Here is a 24,481-nt window from a genome sequence, read left to right on the forward strand (position 1 = left end):
CGTGCAGGCAGTTGCCGAGCGACTGGCGATGCCCGGCTACCGCCTCGTTGATACAGATCAAGCCGGTTACCATACCCGATGGCTTAAATGAGTAGACGATTCCGGCTCGCGCGCAAGGCGGGCGCCGGCCGTCCCACCACGCGGAGGTCAACCGTGCCGAATGAGACGCTCGTGCTTCACCATGACGCCCGGCAATGGCTGCTCGATGGCATCAATGCGCTCGCCGAGGCCGTCAAGGTCAGCCTGGTTTCGGCGGCCGCGGCGTGATCGTCGAACGCGCGCCCGGCGTGCCGCTCTTCGCGAATTCCGGTCTGGTTGTCGCGGGCTCGGTCGACTTGAGCGGTCGCCACGAAGAAATGGGCGCGCAGCTGCCCGCGAGGTGGAGTCCGGCATGAGTTCGCCACGGAGCCGCAAGCTTTCTTCACCACGCGCCAATGCAGGCATGCGCGGCATCCAGCATCTCGCCAACCGGGTCCGCGCCGCGCGCCGCAGCGTGCGCGGACTCGACGCGACGCTGCGCAGGCCGGGCACGTACCGTCATCCGGCGGGCAGGATCGTCCGGGTCGAAACGCACATATCCGTCGTGTATCTCGCCGGGCGCTTCGCGTACAAGATCATCAAACCCGTCGCCCCGGGTTTCGCGGACTTTACCGCCACCGCGACCCGCAAGCGCTGCTGCGAAGCCCAGCTCCGTCTGAACCGGCCACTCGCGCAAGGTATTTACGCCGGCGTGCTGCCGATTGCGCGCCACGCCGGCGTGCTGACACTCGGGGACGTCGGCGTGACAGTCGATCACGCGGTCAAGATGCGCCGCTTCGACGAGGCGATGCTCTTTTCGAGTCTCGCGGCGAAGGGAGCACTGACGCCGCGCGACATCGACGGCGCGGCGAAGCGGCTCGCCGACTATCACCTGAGGGCGCCCCGCAACGCGCCGTCGTCGCGCTACGGCAGCGCCACGCTGGTGCGAACGCAGATCGAAACGATCAACGCGGCGCTGCTGGCCAATTGCAGCCATCCCGCGCTGCCCGGCATTGCCGCGTGGTGCGCGCGACAGCTCGACCAACTCGCGCCGCTGATCGGGCGGCGCCGCGCCGAGGGTTTCGTGCGGGGTTGCCATGGCGATCTGCATCTGGACAACGTGGTTCGCTGGCGCGGCGCAATCGCGATGTTCGACTGTATCGACTTCGACGATGCGCTACGCTGGATCGACGTCGCAGCGGACGTCACGTTTCTCGTGATGGACCTGTGCGCGCGAGCGGAGCCCCGTCTGGCCAATCGACTGTTGAACCGTTGGCTGGAAACGTCGGGCGATTATGCGGCGCTGTCGCTGATGCCTTTGTACGTCGCCTATCGCGCGCTGGTGCGGGCGTGGGTCGCGTGCCTGAAAGCGGGATACGTAGCGGGCCGCAGCGTCGCCATCCCGGATCCGGCCCTGCGCTACCTCGAGGTGGCACGCGCGCAAACGCAGAAGCCGGGACCCGTTTTGCTGCTGTGTCATGGCTATTCCGGTTCGGGAAAATCGGTCGCGAGCCGGGCCCTTGCGGACCTGTGCGGCGCGGTGCGAGTGTCGAGCGATGCCGAACGCAAGCGTCCGCGGCCGGCGCCCGACGCGCAAACCTCGCTTGGCGCCGAACACTACACGCCAGCCGCACGTCACGCGATCTACGACCACCTTCTTCGACTCGCGCACCGCGTGCTGCAAAGCGGCCACAGCGCGATCGTCGACGCGACCTTTCTCGAGTTCCGTCACCGCGACACGTTTTTCGCGCTCGCCCAACGGCTTGGCGTACCGGCCCGCATTCTCGACTTTCGTGCCGAACCAACGGTGCTCGCGCAACGCATCGAAGCGCGCCGGCATGGTCCGCGCGATCTATCCGACGCCGACACCGCGACGCTCGCGCGTCAACTCGCGAGCGCCGACGCACTGACGCCGGCGGAACAGGCGTTGACCTTGTCATTCGACACCGCGGTACCGATGGCGGCGTTCGACTCCCCCGCGTTCTGGCGACCCGTGCTTGCACTGATGCAGTCAGCGCCGTTTGCGACCCGCTGATCGTGTTCCGACGCGAAGCGGGGTCATTGATCTGCGCGCGTGATCGAGGTCGCGTCCGCGTCGATCACGGCTGGCCGATGCTTCACCAGATCCGTTGATACCGGTGGGCGCTTAGAAGTAGCGCGCGCTCATTGCCGGTGCCTGTTCAACGGGCGGAAACACGTCCCACGAACCCTTGCCGTGCCGGAAAAATACGATTGTCAGCGGTCTCGAAGAAATCGCGCCTTCGAGCCAGACATACCGCGCCCGGGTGATCGCCAGGCGGCCCGTGCGCACCACGTGCGCCGGTGTCGTGCCGGTCGGCGCAAGCCATTTCTCGACCAGTGCGCGCAGCGGGATGATGGTGTCGTTCATTGCCGCCTCCCTGGACTCGCCGACCTTGGCGCCGGACATCGCGGCGTGTCGTCGAATCTATTATCGGCAACGGCTGGCGTTATCTAAATCAGCGACGGCGGAAACGGGGTTAGTCCGTCGTCGCCGGTCGTAGGAATCGGCTGACCCCAGTTGAACGATCGGACGACACGGTCCGTGCTCCACCGCCGAGGCTCAAACGCACGTCACCGAACCGAGCAGCGACACGCAGAGCCAGCACGCGGCGCGCTTCACGACTGCCCCTGTGACGACGTAGCCGGCGGCACGCAGGCGCCCGTCGCGGCCAGTTCGGCGATTTCGGCGGTGATCTCGTCCTGCCGGACGATCCGATAGTCGCGCGTGAGTTCCTGCAGCCGGTCCTTCACATGACGGCTCGCCGCCAGCATCGCCCCGACGCGCGCCGCGCTTTCCGCCGCGAATGACTGCATCAGGCCTTCGCACAGTTCGAGGTACACGTAGCGCTCGGTGAGGCCTCTCAGCAAGCCGTCGAGCGGCAGGTTCAAAAGCGGCGCCTGCCCGCGCGACGCCACCCTGAAGCGCGTGAAATCGAACGGCACCAGCCGCCGCGTCACGATGCGTTCGTCGAGTCCGGGGCCGGGCGTCGCGTGCACGAGCCACACCTGCGACGACGCCTGATCGCGAAAGCGCGCGAACACCGCGTCCGCGAGCTGACTGGCCACGCGCATCACGTCCTCCGCGTGCGAGGCCATTCCCACGGACCAGCCGTAATGCAATGCGCGTTCCTGAGCGAGCATCACGCCGCGCGTGCCGACGATGAAAATCTCGCCCGGCTCGTCCGCCTTCAATCGTTCGACGCGCGCCAGCAGATGCTCGTTGAAGCCGCCGACGAAACCCTGCTCGGTGCATAGCACGATCAGAATGCGCGCGGTGCCTTCCGGTGGCGCGTATTGCGCCGCATGTGCCGACGATGCGGCAGCCAGCACCATCCCGATCGCCTCGCCGACGGTCGCCGCCGTCGAGCGGATGCCCGCGAGCCGCGCCTGCGCCTCGCGCTCGCGCGCGGCGGCGATGCCGCGCATCGCGCCAATCACCGTTTCGAGTTGCCTCGCCGAAGCGGTGCGGCTTTCGATCTCACTGAGCTTGCTGCTCATCGGGACTCCCTGCTGCTTGCGCCGCGCGCGCACGTTCGTGCATCGCGCGCTCGACGAGCGGCTCCGCAACTCCCTCACGATAGCGGCCCGCCCAGCATGCAAGCTGCTCCGGATCAAACCTTGCGAGCGACGCGTAGCCACGGCCTCCGGAGACATCCGCACGGCAATGCCGATCCACGTTCCATTGACTACGATCAAACCGCGTGCGACCGCTATGACGAAGCGGCACGGCGCTACGACGCGGCGCGTCACCGTTTTCCTTTCGACCTCGCGAATGTCATTCGTCCGGAGCTCGACAAGCCGGCTTTCACGGTACCGGACGCAACGCCGGTGCACCGTCATCCACGCACCGACTTCGGCGCGTTGCGCGGTTCGCTGCGGGTTTAGTTGCATCCTTCCCGACCGCGCGTGCGACCGCCCGAGCTACACCAGCCACTCCGTCTCCCGCCGCGCCGCCATTCTTTGCCTGATCTTCTGCGCGAACGCGTCGCGTTTGTTCGCGTCCCTGCGGCGGTACAGATCGCTGCCGCTGATCACGCAGGCCGCAAGCGGCGTCTTGCCCGCCGCCTCCGACATCTGCTTCAGCGCCGATCCGCTGCCGCGCGCGCCCTCGCAGCAGAACAGCGCCAGGTGACGGATCTGTCCTCCGTTCGATTCCAGCCACGCCCGAACCGGCGCGCACGCGCCGCCTGCCCAGACGGGCGCGCCGACGATGACCAGGTCGTACGCGGCGACGTCGAGCACCGCCGGCATCACGGCGGCGCGCCGATGGCACAGCGCATCGATCACCGATCTGACGTAGCCGCGTGCGCCATCACGCGATCGTGGCCCGGCGCGTTCGCGGATCGGTTCGATGTCGGCGTCGAGTTCGGACGCGAGCAGTTCGGCAACACGTCGCGTGGTGCCGGTTCGCGAGTAGTAAACGATCAGAATCCTGCAACGCTCGGTCATGTTCCTTCTCCGGCAGCAGACACTGGGCGCTCCGTCCGCCAATTGGGCGTCACTCGTTGCGTGCGCGAAGCGCGCACGCCGAGCCGGGGTATGGACTCAGCCCGGATTAACCGGAACATTCCCTGGCCGTGATCGTTGCCCTCCACAGACGGCACGCAACTGCAGGCACCGCTACGGCGCGACGTCCGCTGCTATCACTGTATTTGCGCGCAGCCGGCAGAGCTTGACCTACATCAACTGGCGTGCGGCATCGGCGCGCTTGATCTGCGTCAATAGTCGCGCCGGGCCGGCCCATAGACTCCATTTGACAACGGGCTTACGCCGGTGTCCCCACGTTCTGTCACGGCGCTTTGGCGATGAGCTACAAGCCACGCACGGTGGAAGCCTCGACACCTGGCGAAGACGTCGCGAAGCGCATCGTCGCGGCGGCGCTCGAATGGCACGCCGACGCGATTGTGATGGGCACGCACGGCCGCCGTCGTGTTCAACGACTGATGCTCGGCAGCGTCGCCGAGCGCGTGCTGCGCAGTGCCCGCTGCCCGGTTCTGACGATCCCGGCCCATGCAGGCGTCGAACCAGCCGACCATTCCGTCCCGGCCTCAGCCGAAAAGGAACTGACATGAGCTATAAGACCCTGCTCGTTCACATCGACGACAGCCGCCGCTGCGACACTCGCGTCGCGCTCGCGCTCGATCTTGCGCAGCGTTGGGATGCACACCTGATCGGTCTGTATGTCGTGTGCGAGGGCCTCGCGAAACCGCTGTTCGGCACCGACGACGGTTTCGTTGCCCAACGCGCCGCACTGACGACCGATCGCCGCGAGACGGCGCGGCATGCATTTCTCGCCGCGGCCGAGCGCGCCGGCCGCGCAGCGCAATGGCGCGCGCCGGAGGGCTCCCCCGTCGCCGTGACGACGCTTCACGCGCGGCACGCCGACCTGCTGGTGCTCGGCCAGCCCGACCCGCGAGATCCCGCCAGCTACGTCGACCGGCACTTCGTCGGCGAGGTCGTGCTCGGCGCGGGGCGTCCCGCGCTCGTGATCCCGCGCGCGGGCGCCGTGCCGACGCTCGGCGAGAACGTGCTGATCGCGTGGGACGGCAGCCGCGAAGCCTCGCGAGCGATCGCCGACGCGATGCCGCTGCTCGAACGGGCGCGCTTCGTTGGCGTCGCCGTCGTCGAGCCCACGCACGACCATGAAGCGGGACCCAGCGCGATCGACGTCGCGGCATGGCTCGAAGCGCACGGCGTGCGCGCGTCGTTCTCGACGACGCCGCGCCTCGGCATCGCCGGCACGGGCGCGACGCTGCTGAACCGGGTGTCGGATCTACATGCCGATCTGCTCGTGATGGGCGCGTATGGCCATTCGCGTGCGCGTGCGCGTGAGCGCGTGTGGGGCGGCGTTACGCGGACGATGCTCGAATCGATGACGGTGCCCGTGCTAATGGCGCATTGACAGGACGCCGTGCCGAACGAACGCTGCTGCGCGGCGTGGGGCGGTACACGCCGCGCGCCTGCGCGCCGCGCATCAACTCCCGCGCCGCCTCGGTCCGCTCAATGCGAACCATTCACGGCGAAACGCGACACCGTCCTTCCGCCTCGTTCAGGAAGCGCTGAATAAGGTCGCCGCCATGCGAAGGCGAAACACGGCCGAAGTGACATCTCACACAAACGGCCCGACTGCCCGCCACGGATAGCGGATAATGGATCGTGAACGAGACGCCGATCGCGAGACGCCGATCGCGAGACGGTTGGAGCCAGCGGTCACAAAATGCCGTTCGGATTGGTCGGCGTGCGCGAACACGCGCCGATGCTCGGCGACTCCATGCGGATCGATACAGCGCAAAACGCCGATTTCGCGATTGCGGTCAGGTTTCCCTGGCAATGGATGCAACCGGGAGAGATCACCCCATGATCAAGGTGTTGCTGGCCGACGACCACACGCTCGTGCGCGACGGACTGCGCCATATCCTGCAGCAGGCGAGCGGCTTCGAAGTGGCCGGCGAAGCTTGCGACAGCGCGACGACGATCGCGCTGATTCGCGCGACGCAGGCCCACGTGCTCGTGCTCGACCTGTCGATGCCGGGGCGCAATGGCATTGAACTGATCAAGCAGATCAAGGAGGAAAAACCCGGCCTGCGGATTCTGGTGCTGACGATGCACGCCGAGCAGCAATACGCGGTGCGAGCGTTCAAGGCGGGCGCGTCCGGCTATCTGACCAAGGAAAGCGCGAGCGCGGAACTGGTCGGCGCGGTGACGAAAGTCGCGTCAGGGGGCGTTTATGTCAGCCTCGCGATGGCCGAACGCTTTGCCCAGAACCTGAACGAGCCTGCCGACGCGCTGCCGCACCAGCGGCTGTCCGATCGCGAATTCGACGTGTTCCGGCGCCTGGTCGAAGGCGAGAGCATCACCGAGATCGCCAACGAACTATGCGTCAGCGTGAAGACGATCAGCACGCACAAGACGCGCATCCTCGAAAAAATGCAGATGCCGAACGAGAACGGGCTGGTTCGCTATGCGATCCGCCATAAGCTGTTCGACGACGGAAACGACCTGTAGCGCTTCTCCGCTGCGAGACCCGCGCAAAGCGTACGCGAGACATCTGAAACGTCGACCTGCCACAAACCTGCCACGGTACCCGGCGACACGATGACGACACGAACCGCGTGCTCGCGGGAACGATCCGAAAGGAGACTTCGAGATGAACGATGCCGCCCAACATGACGCGTGGGAAATCGGCGAACCGCACTTCCACGCCTCCACGCCACTGGAACAGCAGCTGCGCTTTGCGCTGCATTATGCGGTGCTCGCGCCGTCGAATCACAACACGCAACCGTGGCGGTTCATCGTCGACGGCGAGACCGTACAGATCTGCGCCGACCGCATGCGCGCGCTTCCCGTGGTCGATCCTTTCGATCGCGAACTTCTGATGAGCTGCGGCGCGGCGTTGCTCAATCTTCGCGTGGCGCTGTGCCGTCTCGGTCTCGCTTATGCGATCACGCTGTTTCCATCGGAAGCCGACCCCGACATCGTGGCGCTCGTGCGCGTGTCGCGCGACGGGCTCCGCGATCCCCACCTGTGCGAACTCTTCGACGCGCTGACGGCGCGCGTGACCACGCGTGCGCCGTTCGTCGACGAAGCCGTTCCGGCGGCACTGCAACGCAAGCTCAGCGACGCCTGCGACGACGAGGGCGCGATTGCCTGTTGCGTGGAGCAAACGACCGCGCGCGAGGCGCTTGCGCAACTGATCGCCGACGCCGATCACGCGCAATTCGCGGACCCACGCTTCCGTCGCGAGCTCGCCAGCTGGATCCACCCGCGCCGGCGCGACGATGGCATGCCGGCTTACGGTACCGCTCTCGGAGCATTGCTCGACTTCGCGGCGCCGCTCGTCGGCCTGGCCGTCCGCGTATTCGATGTGGGCGCGGGACAGCCCGCCACGCATCAGCACCTCGTGCAAGGCTCGCCGCTGATGGTCGGCATCGCCACGATGCGCGACGACCGCGAGGCATGGCTCGCGGCGGGACAGGCGCTCGAGCGGATGCTGCTGGTCGCGGCGTCCGCGGGACTGACCGCTTCCTACCTGAACCAGCCGATCGAAGTGGACCCGCTGCGTGAGCGGCTCCGGACGCTGCTGGGAACGGAGGCGATTCCGCAGCTTCTGCTCCGCGTCGGCCGCGGCCCGCGCGTCAGTCATGCGCCGAGGCGGCCGCTGGCCGATGTGGTGTCCTGACACGCGTGAGTCCGGGCACGCGTGGAAACGGTACCGATGGGCCCGTGATGAAGGTCGCGCGACAGCCAGACCAACGCCGGCATGCGCGATCCGACCGAAGAATCGCCATGTCATGCGCTACCCCAATGCCGCCACATGCTGCATGAACTGGACCTCAGCACTTCGCGATGGCCGCGCCTGAGCGAACGCGGCCAGCGACAATATCAAGCGGAAAAGCAGCGCGTTGCCTCACCTCAATGTCGGTTCGCGGGCTAGACCGTTACCACGATCTTTCCGAACTGCCCGTTGGTTTCGAGGTAGCGGTGCGCGTCGACGATCTCGTCGAACCCAAAGGTGCGATCGATGACCGGCTTCAGCGAGCCGCTTTCGAGCCCCTTGAGCACGAACTCCACCGCAGCCTTTCGGCGCGTCGGGTCGCCACTCGTCAGCCAGATGTTGTGCGCCTTCACGGAAATCATTTTGGCGATCATCTGCAGCACGGGCAGCGTCGTGGCACGTTCGTCTAGCGCGCCGTACAGATACGCGATCCCCTGGAAGGACAGCGCCGAGACCAGTTTCGCGAAGTTCGGGCCGCCGACCGGATCGAAAGCGACGCGAGCCCCCTTGCCATTCGTGATCCGCATGATCGCTTCGACAAGGTCCGACTCGTCCGTGACGACCACGTGTGCGGCACCCGCGTCGAGCAACTGCTGTCGCTTGCCAGCATGGCGCGTGACCGCGATCGACGTCGCCCCAGCGTAATTCGCTAGCTGGATCGCTGCCAGTCCAACGCTGCTCGAAGCGGCCGGTATGACGACATAGTCGCCGGCGCCCACCTTCGCATCTTCGATCAGCGCGCCATATGCGGTGACGAACATCATCCACACCGACGCGGCCTCGGCGAAGGAAAGAGATTTCGGATGCCTGACGACTGCATGGTCCGGCACGATGATGACTTCGCCGTAGGTGAAGTACTGATTCATCGAGAACGACGGGATCACATTGACCTCGTCTCCGGGCGCGAAACCGCCGACGCCCTCGCCCACCGCGTCGACGATGCCGGCCGCCTCGTACCCGAGTCCGGCCGGAAAGCGGACTGGTTCGATGTACCGGTCGGTGCGCCACATCGATTCCGCGCGATTGAGACCGATCGCTTTCACGTTGATGCGAACTTCACCGCGGCCGGGGCCGCGGACCGATTCGTCGACGAATCGAAGCACTTCCGGCCCACCGGCCTCGGCAAACCTGACAGTCCGTGACATCACTACCTCCTGGATGGATTGATGGTAGAGCATTGCGAAAATTGCCACGTCGTTCCCGCGAGGGAATTCGACTGATAAGCGGGGAAATCCGAACAGTGCTTTTCGTCGTCGCCCCAGAACGCCGCCTCGCACAAAGAGGGTCGATCGAAAACTACGCGGTGGACGGATTTTCGCTGGTCATTCGCCTGATGATCGCGAGCAGTTCTTCGATATCGACGGGTTTGACGAGATGACTATCACACCCCGCTCCCGCTGAGCGAGCCACGTCCTCAGGCTGTCCGTAGCCCGACACGGCGACGATTTCAAGGCGCTTGCCGGCCGCCTGACGGTCCCTCAGCCGACGCGCAACCTCATAGCCGCTGATTCCCGGCAGACCAAGATCAAGGAAAACGATCTGCGGCTCGAAGGCAGCGGCAATCTGAAGCGCTTCTTCCCCGCTGTGTGCGGTGCGCACATCGTGCGCGTCGAGAATCATTGCGAGCGACAGCGCGGCATCGCTGTTATCGTCGACGATCAGAACACGCAATGGATCGGACGGCGGTCGACCTGCTTCGGCACCGTCTTTCGCCTGCTGGTTGCTGCCCTGGCAAACGGGTAGACGTATTTCGAATTCACTGCCTCTGTTCTTGCCTTCGCTCCTGGCGACAATGGTCCCGCCGTGCATCTCGGTCAGCGTCTTGCACACCGAGAGCCCGATCCCAAGACCGCCCCTGGACGGCTCGCCGTGGCAGGAACCCTGTACGAACAGATCGAACACGTGAGGCAGTGCGTCGCCCGAAATACCCGTGCCCGTGTCCGACACGGTAACGGATACCTCCTGACCGACGAGCGTCGCGCATACGACGATCCGGCCGCCCTCGTCGGTGTATTTGATCGCGTTATCCAGCAGATTGGCAAATGTCTGGGTGATCCGCGCCGGGTCACCGTGGACGTACACTGGGTGCGCGAGCGGCAGACGCACGATGTCGTGATGCCGCTGCAACGCAGCCGGCATCGTGATCTCGAGAGCGTGGTCGAGTGCCAGCCTGATATCGAAGACCTCGCGCTTCAGCTCGATCTTGCCGGTGGTGATCCTCGATACATCGAGCAGGTCGTCGATCAGATGCGACAGGTGGCCGGTCTGGCGTTCGATCACATTGCGCAGCCACTCACGTTTGGCGGGATCGGCTCCCGCGCCGTGGCCCAGCAGATGCGCGGCGTTGCGCACGGGCGCCAACGGGTTGCGCAGCTCGTGCGCGAGCGTGGCCAGAAAGATGTCCTTGCGGCGATCGGCGTCCTGCAATTTCGCCTCTGCGTCAGTCCGCTCCGTCACGTCGCACAAGCTGCCAATGAACGTGTAATCGTCCTGCTGAACGGGCGGACGCAGATACCCGAACATTTCGACGGTCCTGAGCGCGCGGTCGGTTACGCGGTGCAGCCGGAACGCGACATGCACCGGCTCGCCGGAGACCAGCCGGGACTGAAAATGGCATTTCAGCAGTTCGACATCGTCGGGATGAACGACCGACGTCATGAACTCGGTTTCCGTCAACGGCCCCCTCTCCTCGGGCTGCCCGGTGATGTCGTACATCTGGCGGTTTTCCCACACGCCTTGTCGCGAGGCGCCACACCACTCGAAGATGCCGATGCCGGCCGCGCTCGTGGCGACACGCAGCCGCTCCTCGGTGAGCTTCAGCGCGGTCAGCGCCGTGTGCAGGCTGTCCTGCGCCGCCGCCACCTCGGCCGCCTGACGTTGCATTTGCGCCTCGATGGCGTTTTCGATCATCGCGCGAAACGTGCGCTCGACGATGTCGTGTGCCCGTATGTGAACGTCGACGGAAGCCGCAACCGGACCGAAATACGCGCGGATCTCGTCTTTCAGAAAGCGCTGCATCAGATCGATGTTGCGAAACAGATCCGTGACCCGCCAGCTCTCTGGCCAGAACCTGCCGGGGTACGCGACAGCCACATGCGCGGATAGTGACGCGTCGCTCTCGGCGACCAGCAGGGCGGCGCAAACTTCGGCCAGCATATAGGCGAAACAGCCAATGAGTTCCTGCCCGCTGTCCGCATCGGTGTGCGCGGCCTGCTCCGAGGTCTCGGCGATCCAGCGATGCATCAGTTGCTCACGGGCACGCCCCAGCCTGTGCGCCAGCCCGTTTAGCGTGATCGCGCCTCGGGAATCCAGATCGAGATGCCGTTTCATCCAGGTACCCCCGGACAAAAGCTGTGAGCTCGCGATGCCGTCGCGGCACACCGGTTTGTGTCAGTCAACCTCTTTGTCATGGACCGTTTTAGTAGGTTACGCAGCGCGCGCTTATAAATAGTATCGCAGCATCCAGGGCGATCCGCCATGGCATGCGGGACAGGACGAAGCATTAAAAGCTAGACGTTTCCGACGCAAGTATCCTCGCGTGCGCGTAAGATTGCCGGGAACGCGATGAAGACGCGAAGGAGCCATGGCGATGGAGGAACCCCGGAACCCGACGCGACAGAACGGCCCCAAGGTCGCGTTTGCCCTGCAAGGCGGCGGTTCGCACGGCGCCTTCACGTGGGGTGTGCTCGACCGTCTGCTGGAGGCTTCGTCGCAGGCAACCCCGCTCGATATCGCGGCGATCAGCGGCGCAAGCGCGGGCGGAATCAATGCGACGCTGTGCGCGGCGGGTCTCGCAACCAGCGGCGCACCGAAAGCACGCGAGATGCTGCGCGCCTTCTGGGAAGCGGTATCGCGCGCCGGCGCGCTGGCGGGCAACGCGCTCCTCGGCTTTTCCGAACCCGGCCCATTCGGCGGCTGGAATATCGACTGGAATCCCGCCGCCATCATGCTGGAGGCCGTGGGACTCGTCGCTTCGCCTTACGGCAATCCGTTTTACCGCGATCCGCTCGGGCCGGTGATTCGTTCCGCCCTCCCCGAACAGGATCTCGCCGCGCTCAATACCACGCGCGATGGCCCGCAACTGTTCATTTGCGCAACCGACGTACGAACCAACCAACGCGCAATCTTCACCCGCCCCGAGATTTCCATTGACGTATTGCGCGCTTCCGCATGCCTGCCGAGCGAGTTTCGCACCATCAGCGTGGGCGGCATACCGTACTGGGATGGCGGCTATCTGGGCAACCCGCCATTGGCGCCGTTGATCGCCCATGCCCAGGACCTGATTCTCGTTCTCGCGAATCCGTTCGTGCGCCACGACATGCCGCCTAAAGACGCGCGCGGCATTCTCGACCGGCTCAATGAAATCGGTTTCAACGCGTCCGTCGTACTGGAGATCAACGCGATCGAAGCGGTCAACCGTGTGCTCGACTCGGTCGGCGAGGAAGCGGCGCGCAAAAGCCGCTTCAAGCCCGTCAGGTTTCACCTGATTCGCGACGACGATTTTCTCGCGAAGTTCGGTTTTGTTTCCAAGAGCAGCACGTCCTGGTCATTGCTCAAAACGCTCTTCGAGCGTGGCCGCGAAGTGGCGAACGTATGGCTCGAGAACGACTACGCGAAACTCGGGCAAGCGTCTTCGCTCGATGTCAAGGGTTCGTTGCTCGATCCGACGCTCAAGCACAGCGGCAACGCGAGCGCGCGACGAAACTGAAAAGGACGATTTCCATGCTGCGCACCGCATCGAGAGCGTTAGCGACGGCTTCGACGTCGGTCTGGAACCGATCCGCCATCGCGCGCACCTTAGCCGGACTGATCGCGTGTCCAGCCGCGGCTCCAGGCTTGCGGCAGTAGTCTCAATCGCCTGCCCGCGAGATGACCCTCGCGATGGCCTCCGCAGCCGTCGCAACGTTGTTGTCATTGAGCGCGGCGACGCACATGCGCCCGGACCGGATCAAGTAGACGCCGTGCCGTTCGCGCAGCGTGTCGACCTGGTCTGCCGACAACCCGGTGTACGTGAACATACCGCGCTGCTCGAGGTAGCGCGCGAGCATCGTGTCCGGCACCTTGCCGCGCAGGCGTTCATGGATCTCCGCACGCATACGCATGATGCGCCGGCACATCGATGCAAGCTCTTGTTGCCATGATTGCCGCATTGCCGGTGTTGTCAGCACGCGCGCTACGATCTTTGCGCCGTGCGTCGGCGGATTGCTGTAGTTCGCGCGCACAGCGCTCGTCAATTGACCCAATACGCGCCCGGCAACATCCGGCGACTCGCAAATCACCGACAGTCCGCCGCAGCGCTCGCCATACAGCGAGAAGTTCTTCGAGAATGAATTGGCCACCAACGCCGGCACGTTCTGGCGCACGAGTTCACGAATCGCAAATGCGTCCGCGTCGATGCCCGCGCCGAAGCCCTGATACGCCATGTCGATGAATGGCAGCAGGGTCCGCTTCCTGATGACCTCGATCAGTTGCACCCATTGCGCGTCGTTCAGATCGACGCCCGTCGGGTTGTGACAGCACGCGTGCAACAGGACGACGCTGCGCGCCGGCAGCGCGTCGATGGCCGATAGCATCTCTTCGAACTTGAGCCCGCCGCTCGATTCGTCGTAGTACGGGTACGTGTCGACTTCGAATCCCGCGCGCTCGAAGATGAAACGGTGGTTTTCCCACGTCGGATCGCTGACCCATACCCGTGAGCCCGCAAAATAGCGCTTGATGAAATCCGCACCGACCTTGAGCGCGCCCGAGCCGCCCAAGGTCTGCACAGTCGCGATGCGCCCCTCGGTACGTGCCGGCGAGTCGTCGCCGAACACCAACGATTGCACGGCATCGCGGTAGTGGGCGAAGCCCGCCATCGGCAGGTACGGCTTTGGACCGAGCTCGGCGAGCAGTTGTCCTTCGGCCTCGCGTACGGCTTGCATCACCGGTAAGCGGCCTTGATCGTCGTAATAGATGCCGATGCTCAGATTGACCTTATGGTCGCGCGAATCCTTCGCGAAGTTCTCGTTCAAGGTGAGGATCGGGTCGCCCGCATAGGCATCGATGTGTTCAAACATGCTGATTCCCTGGATTAGGCCAAATGGTTGCAGAAACGGGGTGTCTAGCGCATCGGCACACCAACCGGTACCGAGGCGTCCGCGCGTCGATTGCGCAAGCGATAGCCGACGCCCAGCGCAACGAGCCAAACGGGGATCAGGTAGACCGACATGCGCAGATCCGGTATCAGCCACATCACCACCAGGATGCCGCCAAGGAACACCAGACACAGATAGTTGGTAAGCGGATAGCCCAGGCTGCGGAATACGGTCGTCTCACCGGCTCGCGCTTTCGCGCTGCGAAAGCGCAAATGAATGATGCTGATCATTGCCCAGTTGATGATGAGCGCCGAGACGACGAGCCCCATCAGCAGTTCAAATGCCTTGCCGGGCATCAGGTAGTTGATCACCACGCAGGTGGCCGTCGCCACGGCGGAAACACCCAGCGCGACGAGCGGAATCCCGCGGGCGTTCACCTTCAGCAGAGCGCGCGGCGCATTGCCCTGGCCTGCGAGGCCGTAAAGCATGCGGCTGTTGCAGTAGACGCCGCTGTTGTACACCGACAGCGCGGCGGTGAGCACCACCGCATTGAGCACGTTGGCGACGAAGTTACTATTCATCGCGTGAAAGATCAGCACGAACGGACTACCGCCCGTAACGACTTTTTCCCACGGATACAGCGACAGCAGCACGCCGAGTGCGCCGACGTAGAAAATCAGGATCCGGTAGATCACCTGGTTGGTCGCGCGCGGGATGGTGTGCGAAGGATCTTCCGCCTCGGCGGCCGTAATGCCGACGAGTTCCAGTCCACCGAACGAGAACATGATGACAGCCATCGCCATCACGAGGCCCGACACGCCGTTCGGAAAGAAGCCGCCGTGGCGCCAGAGATTGGCCACGCCCGCGTCAGGGCCTGCGTGGCCCGAAATCAACAGGTAGCCGCCGAAGCCGATCATGCCGACGATCGCCGCGACCTTGACGATCGAGAACCAGAACTCGAGCTCGCCGTACGACTTCACGCTGGTGAGGTTGATCGCGTTGATGACGCAAAAGCAGACGAGCGCGGAGACCCACGTGGGCAGACCGGGCCACCAGTACTGCATGTAGATGCCAACGGCCGACAGTTCTGCCATTGACACGAGAACGTACAGCACCCAGTAGTTCCAGCCGGACACGAAGCCGGAGAATTGGCCGCAGTATTTGCCTGCGAAGTAGCTGAAGGATCCCGCAACCGGCTCGTCGACGACCATTTCGCCGAGTTGCCGCATGATGAAGAAGGCGACGATGCCCGCGATCGCGTACCCGAGCAACACGGACGGCCCTGCCGTCTTGATGGTCTGCGCGATGCCGAGAAAGAGGCCGGTGCCGATTGCGCCTCCTAGCGCGATCAACTGAATGTGACGATTCTTCAGGCCGCGCTGTAGCGTGCCCTGTTGCTGGTGTGCCACGATGTTGTCTCCTCTGTCCTGCGGTTGGTTCTGGACGCCACGCCTCGCTTTTCGCCTGCTCTGGTCGAGAGCTATCAACGGGGTTGTACGCGCGTCAAACCTTCAGCGTGCCCCGCTCGATCTGATCGCGTTCGAGCGACTCGAACAGCGCCTTGAAATTGCCTTCGCCGAAACCTTCATCACCCTTGCGCTGGATGAATTCGAAAAAGACAGGGCCAAGCAGCGGCTTGGAAAAAATCTGCAGCAGCAGGCGCGGCGACCCGTCTGCCGTCGTTCCGTCGAGAAGGATGCCGCGCGATTGCAATTCGCCCACCGGTTGACCGTGGCCCGGCAAGCGCGTCTCGAGCGCATCGTAGTAGTAGCTGTTGGGCCCCGTCATCAGCGGCACGCCTGCCATCTGCAGGTTGTCGATAACCGTTATCAGATCGTCCGTCAGGAACGCGATGTGTTGAATGCCCTCGCCATTGAAGGCCATCAGGAATTCCTCGATCTGCCCGCTCCCCTTGCCAGATTCCTCGTTCAATGGAATGCGGATCTTGCCGTCCGGCGCCGTCATCGCCTTCGACGTGAGACCCGTGTATTCGCCCTCGATGTCGAAGTAGCGTAGCTCACGGAAGTTGAACAGCGTCTCGTAGAAGTTGGCCCAATACGTCATGCGGCCGCGATAGACGTTGTGCGTGAGGTGGTCGACGAGGCGCAAGCCATGACCGGCCGGCCGCCGCTCGACACCTTCGATGAACTCGAAATCGATGTCGTAGATCGACTTGCCGTCCTCGAAGCGGTCGATCAGATAAAGCGGTGCGCCGCCAATGCCTTTGATTGCCGGCAATCTCAGCTCCATTGGACCGGTTGCGATTTCGATCGGCTGAGCCCCTAGTGACAGCGCGCGGGCGTAGGCCTTGTGCGAATCCTTCACGCGAAATGCCATGCCGCACGCACTCGGGCCATGCTCGGCGGCAAAGTAAGCGGCCGCACTGTTGCGCTCGCGATTGACGATGAAGTTGATTTCGCCCTGGCGGTAAAGCAGCACGTCCTTCGAACGGTGGCGAGCCACCAGTGTGAAGCCCATCTGCTCGAACAGCGGTTCAAGGACATTGGGTACGGGCGAGGCAAATTCAACGAATTCGAAGCCCATCAGTTGCATTGGATTGTCAAACAGGTCGGCCATGATCTCTCAGGTTCAGCAGAGGGTGAATGATTTGTGGCGAGCAACCGGCACCGAGTGGTGCCGGGTGTCGGAAAAATGAAAGCAAATTTCTCCAATCGCCACGCAGGCAGCGTCCTCGGACCACTCTCTCAACGCATTTTCCGGCGTCGTCGCAGCGCCATTTGGATTCAGTGTAAGTTTTTATCGACGCAATTGGATTTCCTTGCAGACGCAGACAAACCCTGATTTGTGCATTAATATTTCATTTCACTGGAGAACGAGGAAATAAAAGTGCAGGCAATCGACATCGACCGTATCGACGTGCGTCTACTGGAGATTCTTCAGTCCCAGGGGCGCATCTCCAATCTCGAACTTGCGGAGGCGATCAAACTGTCGCCCGCGCAAACGCTGAGGCGGCATCGCCGGCTCGAGGAAATGGGTGTGATCAAACGCTACGAGACGCGGCTCGACGCGCAGCTGCTGGGCTTTGGCGTAGTGGCCTTCATCCAGGTGACGATGGAGCGAGGCCATGTCCGCGACCTGTCGAAGTTCAAGCGAATGATCTCGGAACTCACCCAGGTTCAGGAATGCTTCGTCGTAACGGGTGATATCGATTACATGCTCAAGGTCGTGGCGCAAGACCTGAAAGCGCTGTCGGAGTTTCTGCTGGATACGCTGATGCGCATTCCGGGCGTGAGCGGAGTCAAGTCCAGCGTTTGCCTCGATGAAATCAAATGTACGGGCGCTGTCCCGTTGGCGGCCTAGCCCGCTGAGCGCGAGCGTCGCCCGTCACATTCCGGTGCTGCCCACTATTCCCGCATGCGTGCGTGCGCTTCAACGATCATTTTGCTCCTGAAGGTCACAGTTCCCAGGCGATGCAGAGCGAGGCACTAGTTCACCCTCCCGACCGACCGCAATACCGAGCGTCCTTGCGCGGTCAGACGCCCTCGCGCGTATCCAGACGCGAGCTTTTCCAGAAATACAAGTTGGCGCTCGCACAACGCGTCGAGATCGCCGGGATCGAAATTTTCTGGACGGGGGTTTGTCTCGAGAAGCATGAGCGTTGCGATCTCATGTGGGCTAAGCATCGTCGTCTCCCTGGCTCTGATGTTCCATGCATCATGGTCCTTCCTCGAAGGATAGATGCTCATCAAAACGTGTCGACGCGCATTTTGTCGCATACCTCGATGCCCGATTCCGGCTTCCCGGGCGCAGGTCGAAGCCTCAGCATGCCGCCACGCTTCGTGCAGGAGGTTCCGCCCCGATAGAGCCCAACCGCCCCGCAACACGGTCGATCGCCACGAGATGACTGAGTGCCTGACAGAACGTCTCGTCGAGACTGCGCTCCGCATCCAGCGCGACAACGCCGTTGACCTCGAACACGGCGCGGTAGGCCGCCACCTGACGCGTCAGAAAGCTCATCGGCGGCGGCTGGTCGTTCTTGTCGTTCCTTGCCCGCACGCGACGGTGTGAAGTCGCGCCGGAAACGTTCAGACCAAAGGCGACATCGGGACGCAGCAAGTGACCGGCGATGCTGCGGAGCACAGGCGCAGTCTCAGCGGGATCGGAACGCGTGCCGATTTCAGCCTGAGAGGTGAACACGTAGCGGTCGCAGAAAACGACGTCGCCGCGTTCCAGTGCCGGTATGACCGTGTCGGTCAGATGCTGGACGAGGTCTCCCATGATGGACAGCAGAATGCCCAGCATGTCGACGCGCCGTCGGTTTACGTCGAGTCCGGCACCGGCGCTCGATGTATGCCAGTGGCTGTCCACCATATCCCGGAACAGCGCATCTTTGCGGATTCGACGGGTCGGCGTAAACGTCGTCACGCAGTTGAGCCCCGCACGCGTGCACGCGCTTTCGAGCCTTTCCATCAGTGACGACTTCCCTGCCCCATCCACACCGCACAACGTGACCAGAACCCCCGGATAAGCATGCGGTTTGAGCTCGAGCGTTTCGAAGACACCATTCGACATGAAATCACCTCAGACCATAACTTCCCGAGACTCCGCGAGCATCTCGTCACGGGCCTCGATCGGCGCGAGGACCGCGGTGAAGTGCTTGAGCATCGACGGTGCCGAGACGATGCGCATTCCCCGGATCGCATCGCGTCGTTGGTAGACCCGGATCAACGCGGCGGCAACCGCCGCGAGGTGGCTATCGGTGTAGACGCGGCGAGGAATGGCCAGCCTCAGCAGTTCCAGCCTCGGGGCGCTGACATTGCCCGTCGACGGATCTTCTTTCAGGAACGCCAACGAGCCCAGACCGACGGCGCGCACGCCGCCCTCCAGATAAAGCTCGGCAGCCAGCGCCTCGGCCGGGAACTGCGAGCGCGGCAGGTGCGGCAGGAAGGCGGCCGCATCGACGTACACCGCGTGTCCACCGGTCGGTCTCAGTATCGGAACGCCGCCGGCAAGCAGTGTGTCCCCTAGCCGTTCGACCTGACCTACGCGGTGTTGCAGGTATCGGTCGTCGACCATCTCGCGCAGACCGATCGCGAGCGCCTCGAGATCGCGGCCCGCCATCCCTCCGTAGGTGACGAAACCTTCGTACAGCACGAGCAGCGGCACGACCTGCTCATAGAGCGTGCGCGACCGTGTCGCGAGCAAGCCGCCGATGTTGACCAGTGCGTCCTTTTTGCAGCTGAACGTGCAGCCCTCGGCATAGGAAAACTGCTCCTTCAGAATTTCCGCCACGGACCGGTTCGCATACCCGCTCTCGCGCTGCTGGATGAAGTAAGCATTCTCCGCGCAGCGCGCCGCATCGAAGTAGACCGGAATCGCAAACTCATCGGCCAACGCCCTCACCGCGCGCAGGTTCGCCATCGACACCGGCTGGCCGCCGCCCGCGTTGTTCGTCAGCGAGACCATGATCAGCGGAATATTGTCGCGCCCTTCGCTTTCGATCACGTTGCGCAGCTTCTGCACATCCACGTCGCCCTTGAACGGGTGCTCGACAGCGGGTTGGTAGCCGATTTCGGCGACGCACGGTATCGCGGTCCCGCCGGCAATCGATACGTGTGCCTCGGTCGAATCGAACGGCGCGTTGAATGGCACCACCTGGCCTGGGCGCACGAGGGTCCGAAACAGGAAGTGCTCGGCCGGCCGGCCCTGATGGGTTGGCAATACGTAGTCGAAGCCGAGCATGTCCCGCACGGCCTGCGTCAACTTCGTGAAACTGCGGGAACCGGCATATGATTCGTCGCCGGTCATGATGCCGGCCCACTGGTTCGCGCTCATCGCGGAGGTGCCGCTGTCCGTCATCAGATCGATGTAGACGTCGTCTGCTTCGAGGCGAAAGACGTTGTACCCGGCGGCGACAAGCCGCGCCTGCCGTTGCTCGCGGTCGATCAGCCTGATCGGCTCGACCATCTTGATTCTGTACGGCTCAGGCTGGCTGTTTTCTAAAAGCATGCACTCCTCCTGGGTTGAAAGTACGCAGGCCACTGGATGACTGGCCGCTTCGGGCATCGCACACCGCATCAGGCACTTTGCTCGATCGGCACAACCTCGATCGGTGCCCGATCCGCATCGCCGCCGGCCGCGGACGTGCGGTGACAACCGCGAGCGTCGTGGGCCGCTTCGAAGCGTTTCTCGATCCGGTTCAGGATCGACCAATACGCGCCCCGTTCGCCTTGCGCGATCGCTTCGACCAGCGCGTCGTTCGCGTTGTAGTTGAACAGACTCGCGTTGGTCCCGAAGAACCGCCGATCATTGCCGATCAGTTCGGCAATGAATTGCTGCGGGTCCGGGCCCAATGCGGTCGGCAGATAGAACACCGGATGCAGCAGATCGTCGTTGCCTTCGATATGGCCGTGAAGATTCGGATTTCCGACGTGCAGGCCTTCGCGGCGAATCATCTGCTCGAGTTCGGTGCCGGGGAAAATCCTCAGCCCGACCGTCACCGAAACGCGCTCCGGATCGACCCGCTTGATGAACTCGATCGTCTCGCGCGCGGTTTCCTGCGTCTCGCCGGGGGCGCCGAACAGCAGCTCGATGATGTGCTCGAGGCCGTGGCGCTTCGCCGTATTGACCGCATGCTCGATGTCGTGGGCGCTAAAGGTGCGGCGCAGTATCTTCAGCATCGTTTCGCTGGCGGTGTCGACGCCGAAGTTCATGCCGACGCAACCGGCTGCTTTCATCGCAGCCGCGAGTTCATCGGGAAACGGCCGCGGCATACCGTACGCATACCACTGGATTTTGCCGGCGAGCCCGTGCCGGATGATGGCCGCGCACAGCGCAAGAGGATGCGCGACGCTCAGATTGAATTCCGAGTCGTTGATGTGAAAGACGTTGACCCCGCGTTCTTCGAGCGATGCCATCTCGGCGACGACATCATCGGGTTCGCGCATGCGCACCGTGCGGCCTTTGATCAGCGGCTCGACGCAATAGATGCAGGAGCGATTGCAGCCGCGCTTCGTTTCGATGCCGATCTGGCCGCCTTTGGCGAAGTAGTGGGGGTTGTCGACCAGCTCGCGTTTGTGAGGCCCGATGCTGGCCAGCGGTCCGCATGCGTTCGGGGCGAGCGGCGTAGCGCGCACCCCGGCCGTATCGCGGTAGACCACGCCGGGTATGTGCGTGAAACTCCTGCCTTCTTCGAGGCAGGTCAGCAACTCGGGAAAGCTGAATTCGCCTTCCCTGACGATGCCGAAGTCGGCGTCGAGGTAAGCAAGCAGCTTTTCCGGCATCACCGAGTAGCCCGCGCCGCCCATCACGACCGGAACCGCGCGCGCGCGCCGAAGCAACGCGACGATGTCCCTGATTCTGTCGAGAAAGCTGTAGCCGCTGGAAAAATAGACGTCGTCGGTATTTCGCAGCGTCACCCCCCAGTAATCCGGCGCGGCGGTGCGGCAGTGCGCGGCAATGGCCGCCTCGCAATCGTCGGAGAAGCACAGGTCGAGCAAATCGAGCTCGAACCCGGCTCGCCTCCATCGGCGCCGACAGGTAGTCGAACGCAATCGGCGCAATCGCCGGTTTGATCTGGTTCGTGTTGACGAAGGTGACGCGCTTGGCCATGTTCGATCGGTCTCGGTGGAAAGGTTCGCGAGGGCTCGCAGGAATGCGCCTAGACGGCGACGTCGATGGACAGCTTCTGGCCCGCGCGGGCCACCGTCATCTCGCTCATGAAATCACTGAACCGATGCATCATCACCGCCGCGAGGTGCTTCGCCTTGTCCTCGCAGTCGGAGAATGCATAGAAGCCCGGACCCGCGCTGCTCATCCCCGCGTACACCGCGCCCTCGCGTTGCATCGTCTCGTCGAACTCACGCATCACGTCGGTCCGGAAAATGCCTTCGAGCACCTTCATGTTGCTCATGCTGTTGAGTTCCCAGCCGTGCTTCAGAAACGCGAACAGGTCGTTGCGATGCAGTGCTGGCCGCAACTTCTGCTCGATGAAGTTGCGCCACGCGATGCCGTAGCGCTTCTGCCACTCGACAAAATGCGTCGGCACGAAGCCTGCCTCGGTGGTGCCGGACATGTCCGCGCCTTCGCCATGGGCGCGCAGCGCTTCGGTCGATAGCGTGTCGTAGTTGCCAACGGCGGTGGTCACCCACAGGTTTTCCGAACTCAGGTTGCCGAGAAAACGGCCGTTGCCGTGCTTCTCGTCGACCCAGACCAGACCGCCGAAGAACAGGCACGCTTCGCCAACGCCGGTCTCCAGTCCGAAATACACGTGCTCGTCATCCTTCGCGGTCTCGACGTAGTTGCGGGTGATCATTTCCCACATGTCGTGCGGCGAAAACGGTGAGCCGAACAACGCGTTCAAGCCGGCGAGCGTCGCGGTATTGAACGAGACATTCGAGCCGAAGCCGCTGTGCTGGTGCTGGATGCTGCGCACCCGATCGACGCGGATGTCGTCACGTGCGTAGCCGACGGCTCGCTTGAACAACTCGAGCATGTGCCGCCCGCTCGGCACGTCGCAGCCGCCCTCGCCGTTGGTCGTCTTCGTGACGGTGATCCGGTGTCCGACCGTGCTCGTCGATACGCCGAGTCCGCCGCCGCCGAAGCCGGGCGCCATTTGCATAAAGTCGAATACCGCGAAGTGAAGGCGCCCTGGCACCGAGACCTCGGCACGATCGTAGCTCGGTACCGCGTCGCGCTCCCAGTGCGGCAGCACAGTCAGATTCGCACCCGGCAGGAACTGCCCCGCTTTCGCCTTCCATGCCTGATTCATTGCTCTACCTCCATCCTCGTGAGTATTCCCAAGCGATACGTTTCGCGACCATCAATACGCACCACTCACTGTTCGCGCTCCTGGCGCACGGTTCGTGCCAGGCACGCTCTTGCAGCGCGACGTGAGTCCTCGTCAGAAGCAATGACGCAAGCGGGCAGCCAGATTTCAAAGGGCAGCGCGATACATGCGCACGTTTAGATGTTTGGACGTCGGCATGCGTACCGGGCCGGTATCGAACGTCCCGCAGTCGATCTCAACCAACAGATGCGCTTCACCTGTTGGCCCGGCACCGACAACCAGCAGGCTGCGACGGGCTCGCCCCGAACGGGCGTCGGCAAATCGCAGACTCCGCTTCAATCGGCGCGAAACCCGCGCGGCCTTTTGAGATCTGGGCACCTCGGTCCGTTCTTGCAGGGAATGAGGAGGACCTTCGTGCTGCCGACGCACGACTGGCATGAACCCTGCAAAAAGCATCCACAGTTGGTGGCCGGCCTGCCTCGATTCCTTCTTGCCGTAGCCGAACCCGAATCGCGAGGCACCGGTCGATTGCCACTCGTGACTCGCCCTCTTGATCTTTGCCGGGAGCCGCAGATGACAGCAACCTTGAAGGACGACGCGCTGGCGCGACGCCACATCGATTGGCCGCGCGCCTTGCGGGCGATCAAGGCGTTGAGGGCGAACGTAGACGATATTCAGCATGCCTACGAAGTGATGATCGCGCTCGACGGCGGCCAGATGGAGGCGATGTACCAGCGTTTTCTCGGCGAGCCCGGCGCCGGCGCGCTGCTTGCCGAGCAGCCGTCACTGCTCGGCACGCTCGCGGATTCCGACACGCTGCTGCGCTTGCCGCCGGGCTCGTTCGGCTGCGCTTACATGGCGATGATGGAGCACAGCGGCTACAGCGCCGATGGTCTGCTGCAGGCGAGCCGGCTGGCCGCGGGCCTCGAAGAAATCCTCCCCGGCCCGGACCGTCAGTGGTTCATCGAGCGCACCGGCTGCATTCATGACCTGCTGCACGTGTTGACGGGCTATGGCCAGGACTGGGCCGGCGAGACCTCGCTTCTCGCATTCGACTGCGGGCTCGAACCGATGCGCGCGCGCATCGTCGGTCTGCTCGGCACCGCGTTGACTGCGCCGTGGTGGCCGAACTTCTGGGTCCATCGTTTTCTGCGCCGCGCGTGGCTGCGTGGCAAGCGCGCGCGCATTCCCCTTTCCTACCGCTGGGAAGAAGCGTTGCAGCGGCCACTCGAAGCCGTCCGCCTGGAGCTGGCGATCGAGCCTGTCGCGCTCGCGCATCCACAGGGCATCCTGGCCGGCGGCCAGATACTGCCGTGGCGCTACGCCGCGTCGAGCAACGCGTGA

At 63.7% G+C, this 24,481-nt stretch carries 22 protein-coding genes and 1 pseudogene; 10 read left to right on the top strand and 13 right to left on the bottom strand.

Annotation, left to right across the window (positions count from 1 at the left end; genetic code table 11):
* Positions 1 to 87 precede the first annotated feature (87 nt).
* Together OKW37_RS36330 and OKW37_RS36335 are read left to right on the top strand one after the other, a co-directional pair.
* Positions 88 to 267 carry a hypothetical protein gene (locus OKW37_RS36330; protein ID WP_429402409.1) on the top strand — a complete coding sequence of 60 codons (180 nt, stop codon included), beginning with the start codon at positions 88 to 90 and terminating at the stop codon, positions 265 to 267.
* Between the two features lie 124 nt (positions 268 to 391).
* Entirely contained in the window at positions 392 to 2,053 is a 1,662-nt protein-coding gene (locus OKW37_RS36335) for an AAA family ATPase (RefSeq protein ID WP_429402408.1), read from the top strand.
* A gap of 111 nt (positions 2,054 to 2,164) precedes the next feature.
* On the opposite strand, the gene OKW37_RS36340 is transcribed toward OKW37_RS36335, so the two are convergent.
* Together OKW37_RS36340 and OKW37_RS36345 are read right to left on the bottom strand one after the other, a co-directional pair.
* A complete protein-coding gene (locus OKW37_RS36340; RefSeq protein WP_429332408.1) occupies positions 2,165 to 2,446 on the bottom strand; it encodes a hypothetical protein in 282 nt (93 codons plus the stop codon).
* Between the two features lie 209 nt (positions 2,447 to 2,655).
* Positions 2,656 to 3,537, bottom strand: a complete 882-nt coding sequence (locus OKW37_RS36345; RefSeq protein WP_429402407.1) for a F0F1 ATP synthase subunit gamma — start codon at positions 3,535 to 3,537, stop codon at positions 2,656 to 2,658.
* A 120-nt stretch (positions 3,538 to 3,657) separates the two neighbouring features.
* On the opposite strand from OKW37_RS36345, the gene OKW37_RS36350 reads away from it, so the two are divergent.
* Positions 3,658 to 3,924: a hypothetical protein gene (locus tag OKW37_RS36350; protein WP_429402406.1), complete on the top strand. Its 267-nt coding sequence runs from the start codon at positions 3,658 to 3,660 to the stop codon at positions 3,922 to 3,924.
* Between the two features lie 36 nt (positions 3,925 to 3,960).
* Here the strand turns inward: OKW37_RS36350 and OKW37_RS36355 are convergent, their stop codons facing one another.
* Positions 3,961 to 4,488, bottom strand: a complete 528-nt coding sequence (locus OKW37_RS36355; RefSeq protein WP_429402405.1) for a flavodoxin family protein — start codon at positions 4,486 to 4,488, stop codon at positions 3,961 to 3,963.
* 368 nt (positions 4,489 to 4,856) lie between these two features.
* Here OKW37_RS36355 and OKW37_RS36360 point away from each other — a divergent pair.
* The 4 genes and pseudogenes from OKW37_RS36360 to OKW37_RS36375 form a co-directional block, all read left to right on the top strand.
* A pseudogene (locus OKW37_RS36360) lies at positions 4,857 to 5,111 on the top strand (universal stress protein); the annotation flags it as partial.
* Positions 5,108 to 5,941: a universal stress protein gene (locus OKW37_RS36365; RefSeq protein WP_429402404.1), complete on the top strand. Its 834-nt coding sequence runs from the start codon at positions 5,108 to 5,110 to the stop codon at positions 5,939 to 5,941. The pseudogene OKW37_RS36360 and the gene OKW37_RS36365, both read left to right, overlap by 4 nt.
* Positions 5,942 to 6,396: 455 nt before the next feature.
* Complete coding sequence (locus tag OKW37_RS36370) at positions 6,397 to 7,044, top strand: response regulator (RefSeq protein WP_090811511.1); 648 nt, start codon at positions 6,397 to 6,399, stop codon at positions 7,042 to 7,044.
* 142 nt (positions 7,045 to 7,186) lie between these two features.
* Entirely contained in the window at positions 7,187 to 8,218 is a 1,032-nt protein-coding gene (locus OKW37_RS36375) for an Acg family FMN-binding oxidoreductase (protein WP_429402403.1), read from the top strand.
* A gap of 251 nt (positions 8,219 to 8,469) precedes the next feature.
* Here OKW37_RS36375 and OKW37_RS36380 read toward each other — a convergent pair whose 3' ends face one another.
* Complete coding sequence (locus tag OKW37_RS36380) at positions 8,470 to 9,459, bottom strand: zinc-dependent alcohol dehydrogenase family protein (protein WP_429402402.1); 990 nt, start codon at positions 9,457 to 9,459, stop codon at positions 8,470 to 8,472.
* Between the two features lie 151 nt (positions 9,460 to 9,610).
* Complete coding sequence (locus OKW37_RS36385; protein WP_429402401.1) at positions 9,611 to 11,644, bottom strand: ATP-binding protein; 2,034 nt, start codon at positions 11,642 to 11,644, stop codon at positions 9,611 to 9,613.
* Positions 11,645 to 11,903: 259 nt separating this feature from the next.
* Between OKW37_RS36385 and OKW37_RS36390 the strand changes: the two genes are divergently transcribed.
* On the top strand, positions 11,904 to 13,022 hold the full coding sequence (locus OKW37_RS36390) for a patatin-like phospholipase family protein (RefSeq protein WP_184058783.1): 1,119 nt from the start codon (positions 11,904 to 11,906) through the stop codon (positions 13,020 to 13,022).
* Between the two features lie 142 nt (positions 13,023 to 13,164).
* Here OKW37_RS36390 and OKW37_RS36395 read toward each other — a convergent pair whose 3' ends face one another.
* The 3 genes from OKW37_RS36395 to hppD form a co-directional block, all read right to left on the bottom strand.
* Positions 13,165 to 14,370 carry an amino acid aminotransferase gene (locus OKW37_RS36395; protein ID WP_429354995.1) on the bottom strand — a complete coding sequence of 402 codons (1,206 nt, stop codon included), beginning with the start codon at positions 14,368 to 14,370 and terminating at the stop codon, positions 13,165 to 13,167.
* 44 nt (positions 14,371 to 14,414) lie between these two features.
* On the bottom strand, positions 14,415 to 15,797 hold the full coding sequence (locus OKW37_RS36400; protein WP_409259263.1) for an amino acid permease: 1,383 nt from the start codon (positions 15,795 to 15,797) through the stop codon (positions 14,415 to 14,417).
* 94 nt (positions 15,798 to 15,891) lie between these two features.
* Complete coding sequence (gene hppD / locus OKW37_RS36405) at positions 15,892 to 16,965, bottom strand: 4-hydroxyphenylpyruvate dioxygenase (RefSeq protein WP_184011854.1); 1,074 nt, start codon at positions 16,963 to 16,965, stop codon at positions 15,892 to 15,894.
* 270 nt (positions 16,966 to 17,235) lie between these two features.
* On the opposite strand from hppD, the gene OKW37_RS36410 reads away from it, so the two are divergent.
* Entirely contained in the window at positions 17,236 to 17,709 is a 474-nt protein-coding gene (locus OKW37_RS36410) for an Lrp/AsnC family transcriptional regulator (protein ID WP_090811524.1), read from the top strand.
* A gap of 125 nt (positions 17,710 to 17,834) precedes the next feature.
* Here OKW37_RS36410 and OKW37_RS36415 read toward each other — a convergent pair whose 3' ends face one another.
* From OKW37_RS36415 to OKW37_RS36435, 5 genes are all read right to left on the bottom strand, one after another.
* Positions 17,835 to 18,032 carry a hypothetical protein gene (locus OKW37_RS36415; protein WP_429290725.1) on the bottom strand — a complete coding sequence of 66 codons (198 nt, stop codon included), beginning with the start codon at positions 18,030 to 18,032 and terminating at the stop codon, positions 17,835 to 17,837.
* 136 nt (positions 18,033 to 18,168) lie between these two features.
* Entirely contained in the window at positions 18,169 to 18,921 is a 753-nt protein-coding gene (locus OKW37_RS36420; protein ID WP_429402400.1) for a dTMP kinase, read from the bottom strand.
* Between the two features lie 9 nt (positions 18,922 to 18,930).
* Positions 18,931 to 20,358 (bottom strand): tryptophanase, encoded by a 1,428-nt coding sequence (locus tag OKW37_RS36425; RefSeq protein ID WP_429402399.1) that lies wholly within the window; start codon positions 20,356 to 20,358, stop codon positions 18,931 to 18,933.
* 68 nt (positions 20,359 to 20,426) lie between these two features.
* Positions 20,427 to 21,848 (bottom strand): B12-binding domain-containing radical SAM protein, encoded by a 1,422-nt coding sequence (locus tag OKW37_RS36430; protein ID WP_429510089.1) that lies wholly within the window; start codon positions 21,846 to 21,848, stop codon positions 20,427 to 20,429.
* A gap of 161 nt (positions 21,849 to 22,009) precedes the next feature.
* Positions 22,010 to 23,119 (bottom strand): hypothetical protein, encoded by a 1,110-nt coding sequence (locus OKW37_RS36435; RefSeq protein WP_187611896.1) that lies wholly within the window; start codon positions 23,117 to 23,119, stop codon positions 22,010 to 22,012.
* A gap of 591 nt (positions 23,120 to 23,710) precedes the next feature.
* On the opposite strand from OKW37_RS36435, the gene OKW37_RS36440 reads away from it, so the two are divergent.
* Complete coding sequence (locus tag OKW37_RS36440) at positions 23,711 to 24,481, top strand: Coq4 family protein (RefSeq protein WP_429402397.1); 771 nt, start codon at positions 23,711 to 23,713, stop codon at positions 24,479 to 24,481.

The sequence above is a fragment of the Paraburkholderia sp. MM5482-R2 genome (genome assembly GCF_050436125.1).
Lineage (GTDB): Bacteria > Pseudomonadota > Gammaproteobacteria > Burkholderiales > Burkholderiaceae > Paraburkholderia > Paraburkholderia tuberum.

Excerpts from the sequence above, each read along its gene's own strand:
- OKW37_RS36330 (WP_429402409.1), top strand. The coding sequence starts at position 88 with ATGAGTAGACGATTCCGGCTCGCGCGCAAGGCGGGCGCCGGCCGTCCC.
- OKW37_RS36335 (WP_429402408.1), top strand. The coding sequence starts at position 392 with ATGAGTTCGCCACGGAGCCGCAAGCTTTCTTCACCACGCGCCAATGCA.
- OKW37_RS36340 (WP_429332408.1), bottom strand. The coding sequence starts at position 2,446 with ATGTCCGGCGCCAAGGTCGGCGAGTCCAGGGAGGCGGCAATGAACGAC.
- OKW37_RS36345 (WP_429402407.1), bottom strand. The coding sequence starts at position 3,537 with ATGAGCAGCAAGCTCAGTGAGATCGAAAGCCGCACCGCTTCGGCGAGG.
- OKW37_RS36355 (WP_429402405.1), bottom strand. The coding sequence starts at position 4,488 with ATGACCGAGCGTTGCAGGATTCTGATCGTTTACTACTCGCGAACCGGC.
- OKW37_RS36365 (WP_429402404.1), top strand. The coding sequence starts at position 5,108 with ATGAGCTATAAGACCCTGCTCGTTCACATCGACGACAGCCGCCGCTGC.
- OKW37_RS36370 (WP_090811511.1), top strand. The coding sequence starts at position 6,397 with ATGATCAAGGTGTTGCTGGCCGACGACCACACGCTCGTGCGCGACGGA.
- OKW37_RS36375 (WP_429402403.1), top strand. The coding sequence starts at position 7,187 with ATGAACGATGCCGCCCAACATGACGCGTGGGAAATCGGCGAACCGCAC.
- OKW37_RS36380 (WP_429402402.1), bottom strand. The coding sequence starts at position 9,459 with ATGTCACGGACTGTCAGGTTTGCCGAGGCCGGTGGGCCGGAAGTGCTT.
- OKW37_RS36385 (WP_429402401.1), bottom strand. The coding sequence starts at position 11,644 with ATGAAACGGCATCTCGATCTGGATTCCCGAGGCGCGATCACGCTAAAC.
- OKW37_RS36390 (WP_184058783.1), top strand. The coding sequence starts at position 11,904 with ATGGAGGAACCCCGGAACCCGACGCGACAGAACGGCCCCAAGGTCGCG.
- OKW37_RS36395 (WP_429354995.1), bottom strand. The coding sequence starts at position 14,370 with ATGTTTGAACACATCGATGCCTATGCGGGCGACCCGATCCTCACCTTG.
- hppD (WP_184011854.1), bottom strand. The coding sequence starts at position 16,965 with ATGGCCGACCTGTTTGACAATCCAATGCAACTGATGGGCTTCGAATTC.
- OKW37_RS36415 (WP_429290725.1), bottom strand. The coding sequence starts at position 18,032 with ATGCTTAGCCCACATGAGATCGCAACGCTCATGCTTCTCGAGACAAAC.
- OKW37_RS36420 (WP_429402400.1), bottom strand. The coding sequence starts at position 18,921 with ATGTCGAATGGTGTCTTCGAAACGCTCGAGCTCAAACCGCATGCTTAT.
- OKW37_RS36425 (WP_429402399.1), bottom strand. The coding sequence starts at position 20,358 with ATGCTTTTAGAAAACAGCCAGCCTGAGCCGTACAGAATCAAGATGGTC.
- OKW37_RS36435 (WP_187611896.1), bottom strand. The coding sequence starts at position 23,119 with ATGAATCAGGCATGGAAGGCGAAAGCGGGGCAGTTCCTGCCGGGTGCG.
- OKW37_RS36440 (WP_429402397.1), top strand. The coding sequence starts at position 23,711 with ATGACAGCAACCTTGAAGGACGACGCGCTGGCGCGACGCCACATCGAT.